Origin of the sequence: Seohaeicola saemankumensis (assembly GCF_021021435.1) — a bacterium.
GTDB lineage: Bacteria > Pseudomonadota > Alphaproteobacteria > Rhodobacterales > Rhodobacteraceae > Seohaeicola.
Genome location: NZ_JAINWI010000012.1, coordinates 75,738 through 91,417 on the forward strand (window position 1 = coordinate 75,738; position 15,680 = coordinate 91,417).

Consider the following 15,680-nt stretch of genomic DNA (forward strand, 5'->3'; position numbering starts at 1 on the left):
TCTCAGCGCTCCGTTCAGTTCTGGGCCAACATGCGGAGGGTCGACCCCTCGGCACGGGCAATGTCATATTCGGCAATCAGCGCCTCGACCGAGGGACCGATGATATCGGTCACCAGCGCGGGGTAGACGCCCAGCAGCAGGGTCATCACCACCAGCGGCGCAAAGATCGCCTTTTCGCGGCGGGTCATATCGGTAATCGAGCGCAGGCTCTCTTTGATCAGATCGCCCAGCACCACGCGCCGGTAGAGCCACAGCGCATAAGCCGCTGAAAGGATCACGCCCGATGTCGCCACCAGCGCCACCCATGTATTGACTTGGAAGATACCGACCAGTGTCAGGAATTCGCCCACGAAACCCGATGTTCCCGGCAGGCCCACATTCGCCATGGTGAAAAACATGAAGATCAGCGCATAGGCGGGCATCCGGTTGACCAGACCGCCATAGGCGTCGATCTCGCGCGTGTGCATCCGATCATAGATCACGCCCACGCAAAGGAACAACGCTCCCGAGATGAAGCCGTGGCTGATCATCTGGAAGATCGCACCGTCGATGCCTTGCTGGTTGGCCGCGAAAATCCCCATGGTCACGTAACCCATATGGGCCACGGATGAATAGGCGATCAGCTTTTTCATATCTTCCTGCACCAGCGCCACCAGCGAGGTATAGACAATGGCGATAGCCGACATCCACAGCACAAGCGGCGTCATCACATCCGCGCCGACAGGGAACATCGGCAGGCTGAAGCGCAGGAAGCCATAGCCCCCCATTTTCAGCAGGATCGCCGCCAGCACGACAGAACCCGCAGTCGGGGCCTGCACATGGGCATCGGGCAGCCAAGTATGGACCGGCCACATCGGCATCTTGACCGCGAAACTGGCAAAGAAGGCCAGAAACAGCAGCGTTTGCAAGCCGCCCACGATCTGCACACCCATAAGGCTGAAGGTCTCGGAACCGAACTCATGGCGCATCAGCGTCGGAATATCCGTGCTGCCGGCATCCGAATACATCGCCACCATCGCCACCAGCATCAGGACCGAGCCAAGGAAGGTATAGAGGAAGAACTTGAAGCTGGCATAGATCCGCGCCTTGCCGCCCCAGATGCCGATGATCAGGAACATCGGGATCAGACCTGCCTCGAAGAAAAGGTAGAACAGCACCAGATCCAGCGCCATGAAGACGCCCAGCATCAGGGTTTCCAGAAGCAGAAACGCAACCATGTATTCCTTGACGCGGGTGTTCACATCCCACGATGCGGCAATCACCAGCGGCATCATGAAGGTGGTCAGCATCACGAACAGGATACTGATCCCGTCGACACCCATCTTGTAGGTCAGCCCCATAATCCATGTCCGTTCCTCGACGAACTGGAAGCCGGTATCGCTGCGGTCGAATTGCAGCAGGATGAACAGCGAGACAAGGAAGGTCACGCTTGTCGCAATCAACGCCAGCCATTTGGCATTGCGATGCGCGGCAGCTTCGTCCCCGCGCAGGAAGATGATCAGGATCAGGGCCGCCAGCGCCGGAACGAAGGTGACGATGGAAAGAAGGTTATCCATTATTCCGCCCCTCCGGTGAGCGTCATCCACGTGATCAGGACCACGATCCCAATCACCATCGCAAAGGCATAGGTGAAGATATATCCCGACTGCGCGCGGCCCGCGAAACGGGTCAGCATCGGAATCAGCCCCATCGCCAGACCGTTGATCGAGCCGTCAATGATATTGCCATCGCCGCGTTTCCAGAAAATGCCGCCTATAGCCCGCGCGGGGCGCACGAAGATCGCGTCATAAATCTCGTCGAAATACCATTTGTTCAGCAGGAACAGGTAAAGCGGACGCTGCACCTCGGCCAGTTTGCGCGGCAAGGCGGGGTTCAGGATATAGAACCAAAAGGCCGTAGCCAGACCGATGATCATCGCCACGAAGGGGCTGACCTTGACCCATTTCGGCACTTCATGCGCGTCGTTCAGAACGGTATTGCCGGGGGCATGGTGAATGGCCCCCTCGCCCGGTGCACCGGTGAAGACATAGTGATGCGTGCCATCGCCAGTGGTTTCGCTATGGTCGGCATCGGCGGCCTCGGCGCCTTCCTCGGCATGGGCTTCGGCCTCGGCATAGGAGACGCCGAACCATTTGGCGACCGTATCGGTGTGACCGAAGAAGCTGTTATACCAGATCATCCCAGCAAAGACCGATCCCAGCGCCAGAACGCCCAGCGGGATCAGCATGACCTTGGGGCTTTCATCGGCGTGGTCATGCGTGTGCTTGTCACCGCGGGGCGCACCGAAAAAGGTCAGGAACATCAGGCGCCAGCTGTAGAAACTGGTCAACAGCGCCGCGATCACCAGCATCCAGAAGGCATAGCCGCCCGCTGTCCCGGCAAAGGCACTTTCAATCACGGCGTCCTTGGACAGGAAGCCTGCAAAACCGATATATGTCAGCGGGATACCGACGCCGGTGATCGCCAGCGTACCGATCATCATCGCCCAGAACGTATAGGGGATCTTTTTACGCAAGCCGCCATAGTTCCGCATATCCTGCTCGTGATGCATCGCATGGATCACGGAACCCGCGCCAAGAAACAGCATCGCCTTGAAGAAGGCATGCGTGAACAAATGGAACATCGCCACCGAATAGACACCCACACCGGCGGCCACGAACATGTAGCCAAGCTGCGACATGGTCGAATAGGCGATCACGCGCTTGATGTCGTTCTGCACCAGGCCGATGGTCGCCGCCACGAACGCGGTGCTGGCACCAAGGAAAGTGACAAACATCATGGCTTCCGGTGCGTATTCCAGAATCGGCGACATGCGGCAGACAAGGAACACGCCTGCGGTCACCATGGTTGCGGCATGGATCAGCGCCGACACAGGTGTCGGGCCTTCCATCGCGTCGGGCAGCCATGTGTGCAGGAACAGTTGCGCAGATTTGCCCATCGCACCGATGAACAGCAGCATCGCAATCAGGTTGGCCGCATTCCACTCGGTCCACAAAAATGCGATCTGCGTTTCGGACAGTTGCGGGCCGGTGGTAAAGATATCATCGAAGCGGATCGAATCCGTCAGGTAGAAGATCGCGAAAATCCCCAGCAGAAAGCCGAAATCGCCGACACGGTTAACCACGAAAGCCTTGATCGCCGCGGCATTGGCCGATGGCTTGCGGTAGTAGAACCCGATCAGCAGATAGGATGCGACACCCACACCTTCCCAGCCAAAGAACATTTGCAGCAGGTTATCCGCCGTCACCAGCATCAGCATGGTGAAGGTAAAGAAGGACAGATAGGCAAAGAAACGCGGCTTGTAGCTTTCGTGCTCTTTCCACTGCGGATCGTGATCCATATAGCCGAAAGAATAGAGGTGCACCAAAGCCGAAACCGATGTGATCACGACCAGCATGATCGCGGTCAGACGGTCCAGACGGATCGCCCAGTCGATGCTGAGAGAGCCGCTTTCGACCCAGCGCAGCAATTCGATCTGTTGGGTGACCCCGTCGAATGTCAGGAAGATGATCCATGACAGGATGGCCGACAGAAACAACAGCCCCGTTGTCACCCACATCGCCGCCGCTTCGCCGATGATCCGCCAGCCGAAACCCGCGATCAGGGCCCCGATCAGGGGCGCAAACAGAATAATCGTTGCCATGATACCCTCAGCCCTTCATCACGTTGGCGTCTTCGACGGCAATCGTGCCGCGGTTCCGGAAGAAGCAGACAAGGATCGCAAGGCCGATCGCCGCTTCGGCAGCGGCTACGGTCAGCACGAACAGCGTGAACACTTGCCCGACCAGATCGCCCAGAAAACTGGAAAATGCGACCAGATTGATATTCACCGCCAGCAACATCAGCTCGATCGACATCAGCAGGATAATCACGTTCTTCCGGTTCAGGAAGAGACCGAAAATCCCTATGACGAACAGCGCCGCCGCCACCGTCAGATAATGTTCCAAGCCAATCATGTCGTCCCTCGGTTCTTCGTTTGGCCGGGCCTGGCACCCGGCGTGTTTTGGTTTGCCCCTGGCGGGCGGTCGCGGACGGACCCCTAGAGGCCCTGCCCCGGTTTGACGTCCTTCAGTTCCATCGCCTTGGCCGGATCGCGCCACATCTGCGCCAGCACATCCTGCCGCTTGACGTCCTTGCGGTGCCGAAGCGTCAGCACGATCGCGCCGATCATGGCGACCAGCAGGATCAGGCCGGACAGCTGGAACAGCAGGAAATACTTGTCATAGACCAGCAGACCCAAAGCCGCGGTATTGGTCACATCTGTCGGGGTCACCGCAGCGCGCGCCGCCATCGCACCTTCCGAGGTTTGCCAAACGCCAAAAGCCAGCGACAACTGCATCAGCAGCACAACGCCGATCAGCAGGGCCAGCGGCATGTAGCGGGCCATTTCCGCCTTGAGCTGGGCAAAATCGACATCCAGCATCATCACAACGAAAAGGAACAGCACCGCGACCGCGCCGACATAGACGATCACCAGCAACATCGCGACAAATTCCGCCCCCAACAGCACGAAAAGACCGGCTGCGGACAGGAAGGTCAGGATCAGCCAGAGCACGGAATGCACGGGGTTGCGGCTGATGACGGTGAACAGCCCCCCCGCCAGCGCAGAAAGCGCGAAGAGATAGAAGGAAAAGGCTAAAATCGTCATGACTGGTTATCCTCCGTATCGTCCATCACCTGCCGCGCCAGTTCCATTGCGCGGGTCATGGCAGGAATACCGGCGAACATCGACATCTGGGCGATGGTCTCGGCTATTTCGTCCTTGCTGGCCCCTGCTTCCATCGCATGGCGCACGGTCTGGCGCATGGCCACATCGCTTTGTGCGCCCTGCATGGTCAGCCCCGCCAGCATCAGCAAAAGCCGGGTCTTGGCGTCCAGACCTTCTTTACTGATCCCCTTGCCGAACCACATTTCCATGGCGTCGCGCGACATGGTCGGCCACATCTTCTCGAACCCCTTGGGATCGAATGAGGACATCGCCGGGTTGAAGGCTTTTACCATCTCCTGCGCTTGGGCAATCATCAGTTCAAAAGGGGTTTTTCCATCAGTCATCTGTAGGGTGCATCCAATTCGAGGTTGCGGGCAATCTCGGCCTCCCAGCGGTCGCCGTTCTCAAGCAGTTTTGCCTTGTCATAAAACAACTCTTCGCGGGTCTCGGTCGAAAACTCGAAATTTGGTCCCTCAACAATCGCGTCCACTGGGCACGCTTCCTGACAGAAACCGCAATAGATACACTTGGTCATGTCGATGTCGTAACGCGTGGTGCGCCGGCTGCCATCCTCGCGCGGTTCCGCGTCGATGGTGATGGCCTGCGCGGGGCAGATCGCCTCGCAGAGTTTGCAGGCGATGCAGCGTTCCTCGCCGTTGGGGTAGCGACGCAGCGCATGTTCACCACGAAAACGCGGGGAAAGCGGGCCTTTCTCATGCGGATAGTTCAGCGTCGCCTTGGGGGCGAAGAAGTATTTGAAACCCAGCCGGAAGCCCTTGATGAAGTCCGACAGCAGGAAATAGCCAACCGCGCGTCCGTAATCAATCTGTGCCATATCAGCCTCCAATCGCCCAGCGGGCATAAGCGCCGCCGAACAGTTCGAATTTCGCAAGGAAAGCCACGATCACAACCCAGGCCAACGACATCGGAAGGAAGACTTTCCAGCCGATCCGCATGAGTTGGTCATAGCGGTAGCGCGGCGTGATCGCCTTCACCATCGCGAAGAGGAAAAAGAAGAACGCCATCTTGCCGACCATCCACAGCGGTCCGTCGGGCAGACCGGGGATCGGGGACAGCCAGCCGCCGAAGAACAGAAGGCTCATCAACGCGCACATCAGGAAGATCGCGATATATTCGCCGGCCATGAACAACAGGAACGGGGTTGAACTGTATTCGACCTGATAGCCCGCCACCAGTTCGGATTCCGCTTCCGGAAGGTCGAAGGGCGGACGGTTGGTTTCCGCCAGCGCCGAGATGAAGAACAGGAAAACCATCGGGAAATGCGGCAGCCAGTACCAGCTGAAGAACCCGTATGACCCGTCCTGCGCGCGCACGATATCGCTGAAATTCAACGATCCGGTCGAGATGATCACCCCGATGATGATCAGACCGATGCTGACCTCGTAGGAAATCATCTGCGCGGCCGAGCGCAGCGAGCCAAGGAACGGGTATTTCGAGTTCGAGGCCCAGCCCCCCATGATCACGCCGTAAACCTCAAGCGAGGAGACCGCGAAGACATAAAGGATTGCCACGTTGATATCGGACAGCACCCACCCCTCGTTGAAGGGGATCACCGCCCATGCGATCATCGCAAGCACGAAACTGGTCAGCGGTGCCAACAAAAAGACCGTCTTGTCGGCGCCCGCAGGCACCACAACTTCCTTGACGACATATTTCAGTGCGTCAGCCACGGTTTGCAGCAGACCAAACAGGCCCACCACGTTCGGCCCACGCCGCATCTGGACGGCAGCCCAAATCTTGCGATCGCCATACACCAGAAACAACAGGCTGATCATCACGAAAGCCACAACCGCCAGCGATTGCGCCACCAGAAGAACTGCGATCCCCAGAGGGGTTGTAAAGAAGTCAGCCATTGGTCCTCACACCGTCGGTATTCCGTTTTCCGCGCATTGCGCCACAACGACTTCCGCGTCGAGTGTCCGCAATCCGCGGGGCAGCTGGGCCGAGATGGTGTAAACTGCATCCCCGCGCCAAAGACCACCCTGTTCTGTCACATTTGTCCGCAAATGACGGGCAAAACCGTAATCCCTGATCAACGCATACTGCGCTGCAGCGCATTCCGCATAGGCGGTGACATCTTCCTGGTTGCGCGCACCGCGCATGACGACCTGAAACCGCACCAGTCCGCCTTCCAGAAGCCGCGTATCGACCCCCTCATAGGCAGGAGCGGCCCGCGACACAGTGTCATAGGAATCGCTGCAACCGGACAGAAGCCCCGCCGTGATCAGCGCAAGACCGGATATGATCGCCGGTCCCCGCATCACTCGGCTGCCAGAGCCTTCTGGCCGCGTGCCTTGGCCCCTGCACTGAGTTCGGCCATCAACTCGCTCGCGCGCGCAATCGGGTTGGTCAGGTAGAAATCCGCAATCGCGTTGCGGAAATCGGCCTTGCCCAGTGCCGCTTTGGGCAGCGCCGTCCAGCCATTATCAGCCACGATGTCGATATCGCCCAGATGCGGATGCGCCTCAACCAGTGCACGGCGCAGTTGCGCCAGACTGTCATAGGGAAGTGTCGCTCCAAGTTCCGACGAAAGCGCCCGCAGGATCGCCCAGTTCTCCTTGGCCTCGCCCGGCGCGAAACCGGCGCGCAGCGCCAGTTGCGGACGGCCTTCGGTATTCACGAACAGACCGTTTTCTTCGGTGTAAGCGGCGGCTGGCAGGATGATATCGGCGCGGTGCGCGCCGCGATCCCCGTGGCTGCCCTGATAGATCACGAACGCGCCCGACGCGATCTCGACCTCGTCCGCGCCAAGGTTATAGATCACCTCTGCACCCTCGAGCGCTTTCATGCCATCGGCATTGGTCGCATCCACATCCATCGCGCCAACGCGGGCCGCAGCGGTGTGCAGGATCAGCAGCTTGGATTTGCTATTCTCGGCCAGCGCCATGGCATGGGCCAGCACAGCAGCCCCATCCGCCTCGCGCAGGGCACCCTGCCCCACGATCACCAGTGAGGGTGCATCCTGTGTGTCCTGCGAAATTTTCTGCGCAGAAAGCTTTTCGAGCGCGGCGCGGTCAGTGCCCACATGGTCGTATTCATAAGTCAGGTCAACCGCTTCGCCGATCAGCCCGACAGTCGCGCCCCGCAGCCACGCCTTGCGGATACGGGCATTCAGAACAGGCGCCTCGATCGCGGGATTGCTGCCGATGATCTGGATCATCTTGGCATCGTCAATATCCTCGATAGAGGCGTTGCCGACATAACCGCTGCGATTGCCGCTTGGCAATTTAGCACCATCCGTGCGGCATTCCACAACTCCGCCCTGACCTTCGACCAGCGCCTTGAGAGCGAAAGCCGCCTCGACAGGAGCCAGATCACCGACCAGACCGGCCAGCTTCTTGCCCTTCATCGCCGCCGCCGCCGCTTTCAGCGCCTCGTCCCAGCCAGCACGACGCAGCTTGCCGTTCTCGCGGATATAGGGCGTGTCCAGACGCTGGCGGCGCAACCCGTCCCAGACAAAGCGGGTCTTGTCGGAAATCCATTCCTCGTTCACGCCGTCATGGTTGCGCGGCAAAAAGCGCATGACTTCGCGGCCTTTGGTGTCCACACGGATATTGGACCCCAGCGCGTCCATCACGTCGATGGATTCGGTCTTGGTCAGTTCCCAAGGCCGCGCGGTGAAAGCGTAAGGCTTCGACACAAGCGCACCTACGGGGCATAGGTCGATGATGTTGCCTTGCAGATTGCTGTTCAGGGTCTCGCCCAGATACGAGGTGATCTCGCTATCCTCGCCGCGGCCTGTCTGGCCCATCTGGCTGATCCCCGCCACCTCGGTGGTGAAACGCACGCAGCGCGTGCAGGAGATGCAGCGCGTCATGTGGGTCTCCACCAGCGGACCCAGATCCAGATCTTCGGCGGCGCGTTTGGGTTCACGGTAGCGGCTGAAATCGACACCGTAAGCCATCGCCTGATCCTGCAAGTCGCATTCGCCGCCCTGATCGCATATCGGGCAATCCAGCGGATGATTGATCAGCAGGAATTCCATCACGCCTTCGCGCGCCTTCTTGACCATCGGGCTATTGGTCTTGACCACAGGCGGCTGGCCTTCGGGACCGGGGCGCAGGTCGCGCACCTGCATCGCGCAGGATGCAGCCGGTTTGGGCGGGCCGCCCACGACCTCGACCAGACACATCCGGCAGTTGCCGGCAATAGTCAGACGCTCATGATAGCAGAAACGCGGGATTTCGACCCCCGCGATCTCGCAGGCCTGGATCAGGGTCAACGCCCCCTCAACTTCGACTTCATTCCCGTCGATGATGATCTTGCGTAGGTCAGCCATGGGTTCTCACTTCATTCTCAGAAAGGCGCCGATCTGGCTGCCATTCGCGATTTCCGCCTGACCCAGTTTGCAAAGGTCGGCATCATTTTCAGGGTTCAGACCCTTGGCGCGGACATAGGCCTCGCCGCGACCGCGCATGCGGGACTTCTCGGCGTCGCTGTCCACATAGGCCTTGATTTCGGCAGTCGAATATCCAAGCTTCTGGGCATCCGAGCGGATCCCCCAAAGGTAGTTCAGACCGCGCAGCGTGCGCGGGTCGATACTGTCGCAGCGGTCGCTGATCTCGATGGCGATGGCCACCCAGAGCATGCGGTCATCGATCTGCGCCACATCGCGCAGCGGGGGTTTTCCCGCCGCCGCAGCGGGCATAGCCAGCATCAGTGCCGCAAGGCCTGCGAACAGGGTCCTGTTTCCAAAACGGGTCAGTTGCATGCCATCTCTCCCTCCATGCCAACGGATCGCGGCGCATCAGAATGCCCCCGATCCCTTTGGCACAGATGGGGATTGCGGCGATTGCTATGCAATAACAGCGCCCCCGTCCTTCTGGATGTGACCCGATTTGCCATCATGCCGCGCAACGCCCTGTCAGAACCAGCGTATCAGCGTCAAGGACCAGCGCGGACTCCGGACTATCCGGCCCAACGGCCCATTCCGCGGCAGAATTGCCGAAATAGGCGATGCAATGCTTGGTCGCCTCGTAACGGCCCGCCTCGCGCGCGCCTTCAAGCGAACGTCCCGCCTGCTGCACGCGCACCACGAAATCAGCAGGTGCAGCGCGGTCGAATTCCACCGAGGCGCGGAAGACTTGCCCGTCAAAGGCCTGCCGCCCGCTGCCGGTCAGACGGTCGGTCACATTCGACACCACCCCGCAACCCGTCACGGCAACCAAAACCCCAAGGGCCAGAGCTATGCGATGCATCCCCGTCATTCCGCAGCCACAGCGCTGACGCGTCCTGTCCGTTTGTGCTTGATGCGGTCCTCGATCTCGTCGCGGAAATGCCGGATCAGACCCTGAATGGGCCATGCCGCCGCGTCGCCAAGCGCGCAGATCGTGTGGCCTTCGACCTGCTTGGTCACGTCAAGCAGCATGTCGATCTCTTCCACCTCGGCCTCGCCCTTCACCAGACGGTCCATGACGCGCATCATCCAGCCTGTGCCCTCGCGGCAGGGCGTGCACTGGCCGCAGCTTTCGTGCTTGTAGAACTTCGACAGACGCCAGATCGCCTTGATCACATCGGTTGAATTGTCCATCACGATCACAGCCGCCGTGCCAAGGCCCGAGCGTTGTTCCCGCAGATAATCGAAGTCCATGATCGCATCGCGCATCGCGGCACCGGGGATCATCGGCACCGACGATCCGCCCGGGATCACTGCCTTGAGGTTGTCCCAGCCGCCGCGAATGCCGCCGCAATGTTTTTCGATCAACTCCTCGAAACCGATCGACATGGCCTCCTCGACCACGCAGGGGTTGTTCACATGGCCCGAAATCGCGAACAGCTTGGTGCCCGCATTGTTGGGGCGGCCAAAGCTTGCAAACCATTCCGGTCCACGCCGCAGGATGGTAGGCACCACCGCGATGGATTCCACATTGTTCACCGTGGTGGGGCAGCCGTAAAGCCCTGCACCGGCAGGGAATGGCGGCTTCATGCGCGGCATCCCCTTCTTACCCTCAAGGCTTTCCAGCAACGCCGTTTCCTCGCCGCAGATATAGGCGCCCGCACCGTGATGCAGGTAGATATCGAAATCCCAGCCTGATTTGCAGGCGTTCTTGCCGACCAGACCGGCCTCGTAAGCCTCGTCGATGGCGGCCTGCAAAGCCTCCTTCTCGCGGATGTATTCCCCGCGAATGTAGATGTAACAGGCATGCGCGTTCATCGCGAAAGACGCGATCAGGCAACCCTCGATCAAGGTATGCGGATCATGGCGCATGATCTCGCGGTCCTTGCAGGTACCGGGCTCGGATTCATCCGCATTGACCACCAGATAGGCGGGCCGCCCATCGCTTTCCTTGGGCATGAACGACCATTTCAGGCCGGTCGGGAAACCCGCGCCACCACGTCCGCGCAGACCGCTGGCCTTCATCTTGTCGATGATCCAGTCGCGCCCGTTCTTGAGGATACCCGCCGTGCCATCCCAATGACCACGCGCCATCGCACCTTTGAGCGTACGATCATGCATGCCGTAGAGGTTGGTAAAAATGCGGTCCTGATCTTTCAGCATCACGGGTTATCCCTTGTCACTCTGGCGCAGTTGCCAGACTTGGTAAATCATCCAGACAGCCCAGGCGAAACCCGCCAGGGCCATCAGGTCGAACAGGGCACGTGTGCGCTGGGTCAGACCCAGTTGCCCGCCGATGATCGTGGCAAGAATCCAGAACACGCCGGTGCCCGCGATGACAATTGCGGCCATCCGTCCCCTGCGTGCCAGTTCCTTGTCCTTCTCTACCGTCATGTCCTGTTCCGTAAATCCTGTTCCATTGTATCGGCAGACGTCTTAGTAGACGTCGCCACCCTCGACCCGCTTGGAGAATTCGGTCTCTCCTCCACTGGCAAGGATACGGGCCTGATCGACCCAATTGTCACGGCTGGCGCGGCCTTTGAAGCCGGTCAGGTTGTCATCGACCCATGCCAGTTCTGCCGCACTCCATGCGGCGACCTGATCGAAATGGAAAAAGCCCATGCCATGCAACATGGTTTCCAGCTTTGGTCCGATCCCCTTGATCTGCTTCAGATCATCGGCTTTTCCACCGCGTGCGGCGCTTAATGTCGCGGGCTTTTCGCCCTGCCCGTCGCCGGCCACGGCGGACTGGACGGATTCAGCGGTTTTCGCTTTGGCTTTAGGCTTTGCGGTAGCCTTCGGTTTCACCCCGGCCTTGGATTTCGCGGCAGCCTTGGATTTTGCCTTTGTTTTGGCCGCAGTTGCAACCTCTTCTGGCGCTTTGTAGGCCCATTCACCCTTGCGGGTGGCCAGTTCCTTTTCGCCTGCAAGCAGGGTGTCCGATTTGATCTCTGCCGCGGGTGCCGATGCCGCCGCAGACTTGGGTGCCTCGGAAGGCGTTGCCGTTGCGGCGCTTGCCGTCACCACAGGGGCCGCAGAAGCAGATGGCTTGGTCGCCGCGGAAACTGCGAGGTCATCCATCTCGTCCATACCGGCCTTCACCTCGCCCAGGGCAGGCAGGGGCTTGCAAAGGATCCATGACAGCAGGGCACCCAGAACCGCAAAGACAACAGCCGCGCCAAATACGGCCTGAATAAAGCTCCATCCGCCCAGTGCCATCAGCATGACAAAGGCCACGACACCCGCGCCAGCGCCCATTGCCCAACAGGCAATCTGGCAACTGGTCTTCTTCATCGGCTCACCCATCGTTCAAACTCCTTTTATGCTTATTGGCCGGTCCTTGCTCAGACCTCGCCTTTCTTAGCACGGCTGGAGAATTCAGTCTCGCCCCCTTCGGCAAGGATTGTGGCCTGTGCGACCCAGTCATCACGGGTCACGCGACCCTTGAAACCCTCAAGGTTCTGATCGACCCACGCCACCTCCTGCGAGGTCCATGCGGCGATCTGGTCGAAATGGAAAAATCCCATGCTATGCAGCAGGGCTTCCAGCTTCGGCCCGACGCCCTTGATAAGTGTCAGATCGTCGGCGCCGGCCTTGCGCGGGGCCTTCATTGTTTTGGGCTTCTTGCCCGCGTTAGAGGTTGGCTCTGGCGTTGCCGCAGCTTTGACCGGCGGTCTGCCGATCATTTCGTCCTCGTCGGGCCGCGGCGATTTCTTTGCAGCCCCACGCGGCACCGGTTTCGAAGGTTTACCTGCGGCGTACTTGCCGACCCAAGGGGCCGTCAACGGCACTTCGGTACCGTCGATCCGTTTGACAGTGTCGCCGATATCAACGGCGGCCTGCACGCTGGCATTGTACTGCGTGCTGCCGCTATCCATTTCCTTGAGGCTGGACAGGCCGCTCAAAGGCTCGGACGCATAGCGCCCGTTCTGCGGACCGGCGACCGGCACCGTGCCAGCGGCCAGTTCGTCGATGATCTCTGCCAGCCGTGCGGCAGTCAGATCCTCGTAGTAATCCTTGCCGATCTGGGCCATCGGTGCATTGGCGCAAGCGCCAAGGCATTCGACCTCTTCCCAGCTAAACTTGCCATCGGCGCTCAGGGTATGGGCTTTGTCCGCGATCTTCTCGCGGCACACGGCGACCAAGTCCTCGGCCCCGCAGATCATGCAGGTCGTTGTCCCGCAAATCTGGAAATGCGCCACGGAACCAACAGGTTGCAACTGGAACATGAAATAGAACGAGGCCACTTCCAGCGCTCGCATATAGGCCATCCCCAGCATATCCGCGACATGCTCGATCGCCGGACGGGTCAGCCAGCCTTCCTGCTCCTGTGCGCGCCACAGCAGCGGAATGATCGCCGAGGCTTGCCGGCCTTCGGGATATTTGGTCATCTGCAACTCGGCCCATTCGCGGTTAGCGGGCGTGAAAGCAAAGCTGGCAGGCTGGTCGTGGTAAAGACGGCGAAGCATCAGGCACAGACTCCGGTGGTAAGTTTGATCCCGCCCGCAGGCAGGGTCTCGGCACGTTTGGCGGCAAGCTGGTACTGGGTCATTTCCACCAGTTGTTCGCGGGTCAGCCCCGTTTGCAGCCCAACGGCCAGATAATCGGGTTCCGTCACCAAAGAGCAGCCAATACTGGCGACTGCGGCCTCGTAATTGGCGATATCCTGCGGGGTCGTGCCAGAGGGTGGCACGGCACAGGCTGTGACCAGCAACAGCGCGGCAAAGGGAAGACCCGACATGCGGGTCACTGCATCAAAACGCCTGCTCAACGGTCAATCTCCCCAAAGACGACATCCATCGTGCCAATGATCGCGGCCACATCGGCCAGTTGGTGACCACGGGCCACGTAATCCATCGCCTGCAGATGCAGGAAACCAGGCGCGCGCAGCTTGGCGCGGTAGGGCCGGTTCGTGCCATCGGCCACGAGATAGACGCCGAATTCGCCTTTGGGGGCCTCGACGCAAGCATAAACTTCACCCTCGGGCACGTGAAACCCTTCGGTATAAAGCTTGAAGTGATGGATCAGCGCTTCCATCGAGGTCTTCATCTCGCCGCGCTTGGGCGGTGTGATCTTTCCGCGCGACATCACATCGCCCTTTTCCACCCGCAGCTTGGCAAGCGCCTGCCGCATGATGCTGACCGACTGGCGCATCTCTTCCATGCGCACAAGGTAGCGGTCATAGCAGTCGCCGTTTTTGCCAACGGGGATCTGGAACTCGAACTCGTCATAGCATTCATAGGGCTGCGAGCGCCGCAGATCCCATGCCAGACCAGAGCCGCGTACCATCACGCCGGAAAAGCCGTAATTCTGAATGTCTTCCTCGGTCACGACACCGATGTCGCAGTTGCGCTGCTTGAACACACGGTTCTCGGTCAGCAGACCGTCGATATCGTCCAAAACCTTGAGGAAATCACCCGTCCATGCGTCGATATCCTCGATCAGGTCATCAGGCAGATCCTGATGCACACCGCCGGGTCGGAAATAGGCCGCGTGCAGACGCGCACCGCAGGCGCGCTCGTAGAAGATCATCAACTTCTCGCGCTCTTCGAAACCCCAGAGTGGCGGCGTCAGCGCGCCGACATCCATCGCCTGCGTGGTCACGTTCAGCAGATGGCTGAGGATACGCCCAATTTCCGAGTAAAGCACACGGATCAGGCTGGCGCGGCGCGGCACCTCGACCCCGGTCAATTTCTCGATCGCCAGACACCAAGCATGCTCCTGATTCATCGGGGCCACATAGTCCAGCCGGTCAAAATAGGGCAGATTCTGAAGATAAGTCCGGCTTTCCATCAGTTTTTCGGTGCCACGATGCAGCAGGCCGATATGCGGATCGCAGCGCTCCACGATCTCGCCGTCCAGTTCCAGCACCAGACGCAGCACACCATGCGCTGCAGGGTGTTGCGGGCCGAAGTTGATATTGAAGTTGCGGATCTTCTGTTCGCCCGTCTGAGCGTCGTTGAATCCCTTGGAGCCGTCCATCACTTCGCCCCCTCTTTCTTCTCGTCACCCGGAAGAATGTACTCGGCCCCTTCCCAGGGACTCATGAAATCAAACTGGCGGTATTCCTGTACCAGTTGCACAGGCTCATAGACGACGCGCTTTTGCGCTTCGTCATACCGCACCTCGGTATAGCCTGTGGTCGGGAAATCTTTGCGCAGCGGATGCCCGCGAAACCCGTAATCGGTCAGGATACGGCGCAGGTCGGGATGGCCGGTAAACAGGATGCCGAACATGTCGAACACTTCGCGCTCGAACCAGTTGGCAGACGGGTGCACCGATGTGATTGAATGCACCATCTCGTCCTCTCGGATGCCGACCCGCAGGCGGATACGCTGGTTCCGGTACATGCTGAGGAAGTGATAGACCACATCAAAGCGCTTGGACCGCCCCGGATAGTCCACGGCGGTTATATCCACGAGGGTCGAGAACCGGCAATTGCGGTCCGACTTGAGGAATTCGACGAAATCCTCGATATTTGCAGGGGTGATATCCATGTTCAACTCGCCATGGCTCACATCCCAGGCCAGCACGCATTCCGGCCTGCGCTCTGCGATATGCTGTCCCAGTTCGTTCAGCGCATCACTCATCTCGTCATTCCTTCTAGGTGCGGAT

Annotated in this window: 18 protein-coding genes; all 18 read right to left on the reverse strand. The window is 59.7% G+C overall.

Going from position 1 to position 15,680, the window contains the following annotated elements; genetic code table 11:
- Nucleotides 1-14: 14 nt before the first annotated feature.
- Nucleotides 15-1,556: an NADH-quinone oxidoreductase subunit M gene (locus K7H22_RS10255; protein ID WP_230800722.1), complete on the reverse strand. Its 1,542-nt coding sequence runs from the start codon at nucleotides 1,554-1,556 to the stop codon at nucleotides 15-17.
- Nucleotides 1,556-3,643 (reverse strand): NADH-quinone oxidoreductase subunit L, encoded by a 2,088-nt coding sequence (gene nuoL / locus K7H22_RS10260; protein ID WP_230800723.1) that lies wholly within the window; start codon nucleotides 3,641-3,643, stop codon nucleotides 1,556-1,558. Before nuoL ends, K7H22_RS10255 begins: the two co-directional genes overlap by 1 nt.
- Before the next feature lie 7 nt (nucleotides 3,644-3,650).
- The gene (nuoK, locus tag K7H22_RS10265) at nucleotides 3,651-3,956 is read right to left on the reverse strand and encodes an NADH-quinone oxidoreductase subunit NuoK (protein WP_230800724.1); all 306 of its coding nucleotides are present in this window, start codon (nucleotides 3,954-3,956) and stop codon (nucleotides 3,651-3,653) included.
- A gap of 83 nt (nucleotides 3,957-4,039) precedes the next feature.
- The gene (locus tag K7H22_RS10270; RefSeq protein WP_230800725.1) at nucleotides 4,040-4,648 is read right to left on the reverse strand and encodes an NADH-quinone oxidoreductase subunit J; all 609 of its coding nucleotides are present in this window, start codon (nucleotides 4,646-4,648) and stop codon (nucleotides 4,040-4,042) included.
- Nucleotides 4,645-5,052 (reverse strand): carboxymuconolactone decarboxylase family protein, encoded by a 408-nt coding sequence (locus K7H22_RS10275; protein ID WP_230800726.1) that lies wholly within the window; start codon nucleotides 5,050-5,052, stop codon nucleotides 4,645-4,647. The genes K7H22_RS10270 and K7H22_RS10275 overlap by 4 nt, the downstream gene beginning before the upstream one ends.
- Nucleotides 5,049-5,543, reverse strand: coding sequence for an NADH-quinone oxidoreductase subunit NuoI (nuoI, locus tag K7H22_RS10280; RefSeq protein ID WP_230800727.1), 495 nt, complete (start codon nucleotides 5,541-5,543; stop codon nucleotides 5,049-5,051). The genes K7H22_RS10275 and nuoI overlap by 4 nt, the downstream gene beginning before the upstream one ends.
- Nucleotide 5,544: 1 nt before the next feature.
- Entirely contained in the window at nucleotides 5,545-6,582 is a 1,038-nt protein-coding gene (gene nuoH / locus K7H22_RS10285) for an NADH-quinone oxidoreductase subunit NuoH (protein WP_230800728.1), read from the reverse strand.
- A gap of 6 nt (nucleotides 6,583-6,588) precedes the next feature.
- On the reverse strand, nucleotides 6,589-6,990 hold the full coding sequence (locus K7H22_RS10290; protein ID WP_230800729.1) for a hypothetical protein: 402 nt from the start codon (nucleotides 6,988-6,990) through the stop codon (nucleotides 6,589-6,591).
- A complete protein-coding gene (gene nuoG / locus K7H22_RS10295) occupies nucleotides 6,990-9,008 on the reverse strand; it encodes an NADH-quinone oxidoreductase subunit NuoG (protein WP_230800730.1) in 2,019 nt (672 codons plus the stop codon). Before nuoG ends, K7H22_RS10290 begins: the two co-directional genes overlap by 1 nt.
- A 6-nt stretch (nucleotides 9,009-9,014) precedes the next feature.
- On the reverse strand, nucleotides 9,015-9,440 hold the full coding sequence (locus tag K7H22_RS10300; RefSeq protein ID WP_230800731.1) for a DUF5333 domain-containing protein: 426 nt from the start codon (nucleotides 9,438-9,440) through the stop codon (nucleotides 9,015-9,017).
- Nucleotides 9,441-9,573: 133 nt separating this feature from the next.
- Nucleotides 9,574-9,927 carry a hypothetical protein gene (locus K7H22_RS10305; RefSeq protein WP_230800732.1) on the reverse strand — a complete coding sequence of 118 codons (354 nt, stop codon included), beginning with the start codon at nucleotides 9,925-9,927 and terminating at the stop codon, nucleotides 9,574-9,576.
- A gap of 5 nt (nucleotides 9,928-9,932) precedes the next feature.
- Nucleotides 9,933-11,228, reverse strand: a complete 1,296-nt coding sequence (nuoF, locus tag K7H22_RS10310) for an NADH-quinone oxidoreductase subunit NuoF (RefSeq protein ID WP_230800733.1) — start codon at nucleotides 11,226-11,228, stop codon at nucleotides 9,933-9,935.
- A 6-nt stretch (nucleotides 11,229-11,234) separates the two neighbouring features.
- Nucleotides 11,235-11,459: a DUF5337 domain-containing protein gene (locus tag K7H22_RS10315; protein WP_230800734.1), complete on the reverse strand. Its 225-nt coding sequence runs from the start codon at nucleotides 11,457-11,459 to the stop codon at nucleotides 11,235-11,237.
- Nucleotides 11,460-11,501: 42 nt separating this feature from the next.
- Nucleotides 11,502-12,371, reverse strand: a complete 870-nt coding sequence (locus K7H22_RS10320; RefSeq protein ID WP_230800735.1) for an endonuclease — start codon at nucleotides 12,369-12,371, stop codon at nucleotides 11,502-11,504.
- A gap of 38 nt (nucleotides 12,372-12,409) precedes the next feature.
- Entirely contained in the window at nucleotides 12,410-13,534 is a 1,125-nt protein-coding gene (gene nuoE / locus K7H22_RS10325) for an NADH-quinone oxidoreductase subunit NuoE (RefSeq protein WP_230800736.1), read from the reverse strand.
- Nucleotides 13,534-13,836: a hypothetical protein gene (locus K7H22_RS10330; RefSeq protein ID WP_230800737.1), complete on the reverse strand. Its 303-nt coding sequence runs from the start codon at nucleotides 13,834-13,836 to the stop codon at nucleotides 13,534-13,536. The genes nuoE and K7H22_RS10330 overlap by 1 nt, the downstream gene beginning before the upstream one ends.
- On the reverse strand, nucleotides 13,833-15,047 hold the full coding sequence (locus tag K7H22_RS10335; protein ID WP_230800738.1) for an NADH-quinone oxidoreductase subunit D: 1,215 nt from the start codon (nucleotides 15,045-15,047) through the stop codon (nucleotides 13,833-13,835). The genes K7H22_RS10330 and K7H22_RS10335 overlap by 4 nt, the downstream gene beginning before the upstream one ends.
- On the reverse strand, nucleotides 15,047-15,655 hold the full coding sequence (locus K7H22_RS10340; RefSeq protein ID WP_230800739.1) for an NADH-quinone oxidoreductase subunit C: 609 nt from the start codon (nucleotides 15,653-15,655) through the stop codon (nucleotides 15,047-15,049). The genes K7H22_RS10335 and K7H22_RS10340 overlap by 1 nt, the downstream gene beginning before the upstream one ends.
- Nucleotides 15,656-15,680: the final 25 nt, after the last annotated feature.

Excerpts from the sequence above, each read along its gene's own strand:
- K7H22_RS10255 (WP_230800722.1), bottom strand. The coding sequence starts at position 1,556 with ATGGATAACCTTCTTTCCATCGTCACCTTCGTTCCGGCGCTGGCGGCC.
- nuoI (WP_230800727.1), bottom strand. The coding sequence starts at position 5,543 with ATGGCACAGATTGATTACGGACGCGCGGTTGGCTATTTCCTGCTGTCG.
- K7H22_RS10305 (WP_230800732.1), bottom strand. The coding sequence starts at position 9,927 with ATGCATCGCATAGCTCTGGCCCTTGGGGTTTTGGTTGCCGTGACGGGT.
- K7H22_RS10315 (WP_230800734.1), bottom strand. The coding sequence starts at position 11,459 with ATGACGGTAGAGAAGGACAAGGAACTGGCACGCAGGGGACGGATGGCC.
- K7H22_RS10340 (WP_230800739.1), bottom strand. The coding sequence starts at position 15,655 with ATGAGTGATGCGCTGAACGAACTGGGACAGCATATCGCAGAGCGCAGG.
- nuoK (WP_230800724.1), bottom strand. The coding sequence starts at position 3,956 with ATGATTGGCTTGGAACATTATCTGACGGTGGCGGCGGCGCTGTTCGTC.
- nuoH (WP_230800728.1), bottom strand. The coding sequence starts at position 6,582 with ATGGCTGACTTCTTTACAACCCCTCTGGGGATCGCAGTTCTTCTGGTG.
- K7H22_RS10275 (WP_230800726.1), bottom strand. The coding sequence starts at position 5,052 with ATGACTGATGGAAAAACCCCTTTTGAACTGATGATTGCCCAAGCGCAG.
- nuoL (WP_230800723.1), bottom strand. The coding sequence starts at position 3,643 with ATGGCAACGATTATTCTGTTTGCGCCCCTGATCGGGGCCCTGATCGCG.
- nuoE (WP_230800736.1), bottom strand. The coding sequence starts at position 13,534 with ATGCTTCGCCGTCTTTACCACGACCAGCCTGCCAGCTTTGCTTTCACG.
- K7H22_RS10335 (WP_230800738.1), bottom strand. The coding sequence starts at position 15,047 with ATGGACGGCTCCAAGGGATTCAACGACGCTCAGACGGGCGAACAGAAG.
- nuoF (WP_230800733.1), bottom strand. The coding sequence starts at position 11,228 with ATGCTGAAAGATCAGGACCGCATTTTTACCAACCTCTACGGCATGCAT.
- K7H22_RS10300 (WP_230800731.1), bottom strand. The coding sequence starts at position 9,440 with ATGCAACTGACCCGTTTTGGAAACAGGACCCTGTTCGCAGGCCTTGCG.
- K7H22_RS10290 (WP_230800729.1), bottom strand. The coding sequence starts at position 6,990 with ATGCGGGGACCGGCGATCATATCCGGTCTTGCGCTGATCACGGCGGGG.
- K7H22_RS10270 (WP_230800725.1), bottom strand. The coding sequence starts at position 4,648 with ATGACGATTTTAGCCTTTTCCTTCTATCTCTTCGCGCTTTCTGCGCTG.
- K7H22_RS10320 (WP_230800735.1), bottom strand. The coding sequence starts at position 12,371 with ATGGGTGAGCCGATGAAGAAGACCAGTTGCCAGATTGCCTGTTGGGCA.
- nuoG (WP_230800730.1), bottom strand. The coding sequence starts at position 9,008 with ATGGCTGACCTACGCAAGATCATCATCGACGGGAATGAAGTCGAAGTT.